This window comes from Stenotrophomonas sp. HMWF003 (assembly GCF_003061285.1).
Classification (GTDB): domain Bacteria; phylum Pseudomonadota; class Gammaproteobacteria; order Xanthomonadales; family Xanthomonadaceae; genus Stenotrophomonas; species Stenotrophomonas maltophilia_AP.
Genome location: NZ_QAIW01000134.1, coordinates 1 through 5,274 on the forward strand (window position 1 = coordinate 1; position 5,274 = coordinate 5,274).

7 protein-coding genes are annotated in these 5,274 nt (G+C 69.9%); 4 read left to right on the plus strand and 3 right to left on the minus strand.

The window, feature by feature from the left end:
- Positions 1-14: 14 nt before the first annotated feature.
- On the minus strand, positions 15-383 hold the full coding sequence (locus DBR34_RS05165) for a hypothetical protein (RefSeq protein WP_258223677.1): 369 nt from the start codon (positions 381-383) through the stop codon (positions 15-17).
- A gap of 213 nt (positions 384-596) precedes the next feature.
- On the opposite strand from DBR34_RS05165, the gene DBR34_RS05170 reads away from it, so the two are divergent.
- The 3 genes from DBR34_RS05170 (at position 597) to DBR34_RS05180 (ending at position 3,387) form a co-directional block, all read left to right on the plus strand.
- Entirely contained in the window at positions 597-1,274 is a 678-nt protein-coding gene (locus DBR34_RS05170; RefSeq protein WP_128095973.1) for a MarC family protein, read from the plus strand.
- A gap of 33 nt (positions 1,275-1,307) precedes the next feature.
- A complete protein-coding gene (locus DBR34_RS05175; protein WP_128095974.1) occupies positions 1,308-2,489 on the plus strand; it encodes an FAD-dependent monooxygenase in 1,182 nt (393 codons plus the stop codon).
- Between the two features lie 82 nt (positions 2,490-2,571).
- Entirely contained in the window at positions 2,572-3,387 is an 816-nt protein-coding gene (locus DBR34_RS05180) for an alpha/beta fold hydrolase (RefSeq protein ID WP_128095975.1), read from the plus strand.
- Here the strand turns inward: DBR34_RS05180 and DBR34_RS05185 are convergent.
- On the minus strand, positions 3,338-3,976 hold the full coding sequence (locus tag DBR34_RS05185) for a TetR/AcrR family transcriptional regulator (RefSeq protein ID WP_128095976.1): 639 nt from the start codon (positions 3,974-3,976) through the stop codon (positions 3,338-3,340). The genes DBR34_RS05180 and DBR34_RS05185 overlap by 50 nt on opposite strands.
- Positions 3,977-4,046: 70 nt before the next feature.
- On the opposite strand from DBR34_RS05185, the gene DBR34_RS05190 reads away from it, so the two are divergent.
- On the plus strand, positions 4,047-4,589 hold the full coding sequence (locus DBR34_RS05190; RefSeq protein WP_128095977.1) for a thioesterase family protein: 543 nt from the start codon (positions 4,047-4,049) through the stop codon (positions 4,587-4,589).
- A 9-nt stretch (positions 4,590-4,598) separates the two neighbouring features.
- On the opposite strand, the gene DBR34_RS05195 is transcribed toward DBR34_RS05190, so the two are convergent.
- On the minus strand, positions 4,599-5,274 hold a 676-nt coding region (locus tag DBR34_RS05195), incomplete at its 5' end, for an SGNH/GDSL hydrolase family protein (RefSeq protein WP_128095981.1).

Genomic DNA, 5,274 nt, shown 5'->3' on the forward strand with positions numbered 1-5,274 from the left:
GGTGGCGCGCGGGGTCAGGTGCCGGCAATGGCCCAGGTGATGAAGCCGGTGGCGATCGCGCTGATCACCAGGCCGATCAGGAACAGCCAGTCGGCCAGCCCTTCCAGGAACTGGTTGCGCTTGCGTCGCCGCGTGCGCAGCGCCCAGTAGGCGCTCAGGCAGGCGCCCAGGTAGACCAGCGAATTGACGCTGAGCAGGTCGTCGCCCAACGTGTCCACGTTGCGCAGCACGGTCACCACGTGCAGCACGCCCACCACGGTCATGCACACGCCCAGCATCGCCGCCGACGTGGTGAAGATATGGACGCAGATGTCCTCGTCCAGATGGGCGGCGCGCGCAGGCGGCTTGTCGGCCGTGGGCGCGCTGGAAGCGGTGGAGCGCATGGCGGTCTCGCGGCTGACGGTGCGGACCGGAAGCGGCCGCAGCACACGCCAACGGTAGCCATGGCAACGGGGCCCACACATGACCTAGGTCAAGTGAACGCGCATGCCGCGGGCCAGCGTGCCCCGGCTTGACCGGGATCAAGCCCCCTTCACGGCGCCGGCCGCATCGTGGGCCTCCCTGCCCCCCGCACCCGGGCGCCACTGCGGCCTGCCATGTGGAATGACTTCAGCCATGCGTTCCTGGTGATCTTCACCAGCCTGCTGCCGGTGATCAATCCACCGGGCGCGGCGCTGATGGTGCTGGGCATCCTGCCCGACGCCAGCCCCGCCCAGCGCCGCCGGGTGGCGCGCGCGGTGGCGCTCAACAGCCTGGTGCTGCTGGCGGCCTCGATCGGGATCGGCGCCTACGTGCTGTCCTTCTTCGGCATCTCCATCCCGGTGCTGCGGCTGGCCGGCGGGCTGGTCATCGCCGCCACCGGGTGGCGCCTGCTGCAGGCACCGGCGCAGAGCGAGCACGGCTCACTGGCCGGCGCGGCGCAGGAAGAGGCCCGCGACGACGTGGACGCCTCGGTGACGTCGCAGTTGTTCTATCCGTTCACGCTGCCGCTCACGGTGGGGCCGGGGTCGATCGCGGTGGCCATCGCGGTGGGTACCACGTCGCCGGCCGAGGGACCCGCCGCCGTGCACCTGGCCGCCGCTGCCAGCGCGCTGCTGGCCCTGTGCGTGCTCATTTACCTGTGCATGCGCTACGCGTGCCGCCTGCAGTCGCTGCTCGGACGCACCGGCACCCAGGTGGTGGTACGCCTGCTGGCGTTCGTGATCCTGTGCATCGGCGTGCAGATCGGCTGGCTGGGCCTGTCCGACCTGCTGGCGACGCTGCCGGCACGTTGATCGGTCGCGCGCTTGACCCAGGTCAAGACGGGCATGCGATCCTCGCCTGACCATGTGTGCACCGCTCCCACGCCCAGCCTGCCGATGCAGCCGCAACCCACCGCCCTTGTTTCCGGCGCCGGTGTCGCCGGCCTCGCCACCGCCTGGTGGCTGCGCTATTTCGGCTTCGACGTCACGGTGGTCGAAACGGCCCCGGCGCTGCGCGGCGGCGGCCATGCCGTGGACATCCGGGGTGCGGCGCTGGAGGTCGTCAAGGCCATGGGGCTGCACGCAGCGCTGCAGGCCCAGCGCACGCGCCTGCGCGGGATGACCCTGCTCGACCGCGATGGCCATGCGGTAGGCCACGACGATACCCGCACCTTCAGCGCAGGCCGCCTGGACAGCCCGGATATCGAGATCTTCCGTGACACGCTGTGCCGGATCCTGTCCGACGCCGCGGGCACCCCAGCCAGCACGCTGTTCGACGAACGCATCACCGGCATCGACGATACCGCCAGCGGGGTGATGGTCGCGCTTGCCGGCCGGCCATCGCGCCATGTCGACCTGGTGGTGGGGGCCGACGGGGTTTACTCCGCGCTGCGCCAGCAGGCCTTCGCCGCGGCGCCGACCTGCCTGCATCCGTTGGGAGGTGCGCTGGCGTTCTACAGCGCCCCCAACCACCTGGCGCTTACCGACCGCGAATGGATGTACCGCGACGCCGACCTGGGCGTGGTGGTCTACCCCGATGCCAGCGGACGCGAACTGCGCATCGGGGCCGGATTCGGCGCCGAGGTGGACCACGCCCTCCGCCACGACGTCACCGCGCAGAAGGCACTGGCACGCAGCAAGCTGGCGGGACTGGGCGGACGCTGGCGACCGCTGGTCGAGGCGATCCCGCGCGCCGACGCGTTCTACTTCGGGGAACTGGTCCAGGTGAAACTTCCCGTGTGGCACACCGGGCGCGTGGTGCTGGTGGGCGATGCCGCGCACTGTGCTTCGCCCTTCTCCGGCCAGGGCACCAGCCTGGCCCTGGTAGGCGCCTACGTGCTGGCGCGCGAACTGTCGCGCAGCCCGCACGCGCCCGGGCAGGCGTTCACCCGCTACCAGACCCGCATGCAGCCCTACGTGGTCCTCAACCAGGGGCTGGTCGACCTGACCCGGCAAGGCCCGGTGCCCGAGCCGCAGATGCGCGCGGCGGCCGACGGTATCGCCCTGGACGATCTGCAACAGCCATGAGCCCGTGCCGTTGGACACGGGCGGCAAACCCCGTGACCCTCAGGCATGCTGGGCGCCTGCTTACCCCTGCCAATCCCGTCCCATGCCTCTACTGAACACCACGCGCGGCGCCCTGCACTGGATCGACACCGGCCACGACCGCGCCGCACCCCCGGTACTGCTGATCCACGGCCTTGGCGGCGACGCCGGGTTCTGGAGCGCCGAACAAGCCGCGCTTGCCGCGCGCCATCGGGTGCTGGCGGTGGACCTGCGCGGCTCCGGCCTGACCCCGGGCACGCACAGCCCGTTCTCCGCTGACGCGCTGGCCCAGGACCTGCTGGCCATGCTTGACCACGCCGGTATCGACCGCGTGCACGTGGTCGGCTTCTCGATGGGCGGCGTGGTCGCCCAGGCGCTGGTCAGCGCCGCGCCGACGCGCGTGCACAGCCTGGTGCTGGCGGCCACCTTCGCCACCCCCAATACCCAATCACGCCTGTTCCTGCAGGCCGTGGGCGCGATCTACCGCGCGGGCGCCACCCCCAAACAGATCTTCGACCTGGTCCTGCCCTGGCTGTTCTCGGTGGGCTTCCTGTCCGATCCGCGCGCCGCGCCGTGGCTGGACTATCCCGACGACGCGCCCGACGAACAGACCGCCGAAGACTGGCAGCGCCTGCTCGACGCCATGATCGGGTTCGATGGCCGCCCCCGGCTGCCGCACATCCACGTACCCACGCTGGTGATCGCCGGCGATGAGGATCGGCTGGCCACGCCGGAAGATGCGCAGGTGTTGCTGGACGGTATCCCGGGCGCCCGCCTGAGCATGCTGCGCGGCGGCCACCTGATGAACGTGGAATCGCCCGACGCGTTCCTCAGCGAGCTGGAGCGCTTTTTCCTCGCGCACGCACCGGCCGGGGGCTGAGTTTCGCGCCACGCGCCGGCAACGCCACCAGCGCCTGCAGCTGCGCCGCCACCCGGTCGAACGGTGCGATGTCCTGCATCGCCCGGCACATCGCCACGGCACCTTCCACGCTGGCGATGATCAACGTGGCCTGCGCCGCAGCCTGTGCCGGCGCATGGCCGGCGGCAACCAGCGCGCTGCCCAACCGGTGTTCCCACTGCGCGAACACCGCCGCCGCTGCACCGCGTGCCTGGCTGGCCACCGCATCCACCGGTTCTTCCACCGCCGCTGCCAGCACCGGGCAGCCGGCAGCGAACTGCGTGCGCAGCAGGCGTGCGCGCCACATCTGCAGAAACTGCTGCAGGCCCGGCTCCGCGCCGTCCCGCAAAAGTTCGGCGAGCAGGGCATCCACCTTTTCACCGGCCAGGGTGGTAGCCCGCGCCAACAACTCCTGCTTGCCGCCCGGGAAATGGTGATACGTGGAGCCCAACGGCGCATCGGCGGCCTTGGTCACCTCGCGGATGCTGGTGGCATTGAGGCCCACCCGCGCCAACATCTCCGCCGCTGCCGCGATCACGCGCTGCGGTGCATCGGTAGGGCGAGGCGACATGGCGCGATTCCTTGCTAAGACAGTCGTCATACATTAGCGTATCCGGACTATAACAGTCGTCATATTCCGCATGAATCTCTGGTTCCGCCTGCTGTACCTGCTGCTATGCAGCTTCTTCCGGCCTCGGCTGGCCGCCCCGTTCGGGGTGTCACGGCTGCCGTTCCGGGTGCTGCCCAACGACCTGGACAGCAACCTGCACATGACCAACGGGCGCTACTGGAACATCTTCGACCTGGGCCGCCTGGACCTGATCCTGCGCATGGGCCTTGGCCGGGTGGCCCTGCGGGAAAAATGGGCGCCGATCGTTGGCGCCGGCACCATCCAGTTCCGTCGCGAACTGAAACCCTTCCAGCGCTTCACGCTGGAAACGCGGCTGGTGGGGTGGGTCGGCACGCGGGTGATCATGGAGCAGCGCGTGCTGCTGGGCGAAGAGAAGATCGCCACCCGTGCCCTGCTGGTCACCGGCATCTACGACCGCCGCCAGCGCCGCTTCGTGGACATGCCGCGGATGATGCAGTCCATCGGCGCCGACGACGTACCCTCGCCGCCACTGAGCAAGGCCGCCGACGCGCTGCTGGCGGCAGACGCCGCGCTCAAGCAGGACGACGCCTGAGCGCACCGCTCAGCGCGGTCGCGACAGCGCCTGTTCGATCGCCGCCTCGGCCAGCGGCGCCATCCGCGCGTAGCCGGCGGCCGTGGGGTGCACGCCGTCAGCGGCCAGCGCCTTGTCCAGGCCACCGTCGCGGTTGGCCATTGGCGTGTGGTAATCCAGATACACCACGTCGTGCGCGCTGGCGTAACGCTTCAGCGCCGCATTCAACGCGCGCACCTTGGGCGCCGGCTGCACGCCGCGCTGCCATGGGTAGTCGGTGACCGGCAGTACCGAGCTCAGCACCACCGCGATGCGGTGCGCCTGGGCCAGTTCCACCATCGAATGCAGGTTGTCTTCGATCATCGCCTGGGTGGCCGCCCCGGTGTTGCCGGCAATGTCGTTGGTACCGGCCAGAATCACCACTACCGCCGGCTGCAGCGCGATCACATCCTGGCGGAAACGCACCAGCATCTGCGCGGTGGTCTGCCCACTGATGCCCCGGTTGAGATAGCCCTTGCCGGGGAAGAAGCTGTCACTGCCGGTGGGACCCCAGCCTTCGGTGATGGAATCGCCGAACAACACGACCCGCGGCATGCCGGGTACCGGGGCGGCCACTGCGGCATTTTCATCCCGGTAACGCTGCAGCTGCGGCCAATCGCGCAGGCGCTGCTGCAGTTCGGCGATCTGATGGGGTTCGAGCGTATCG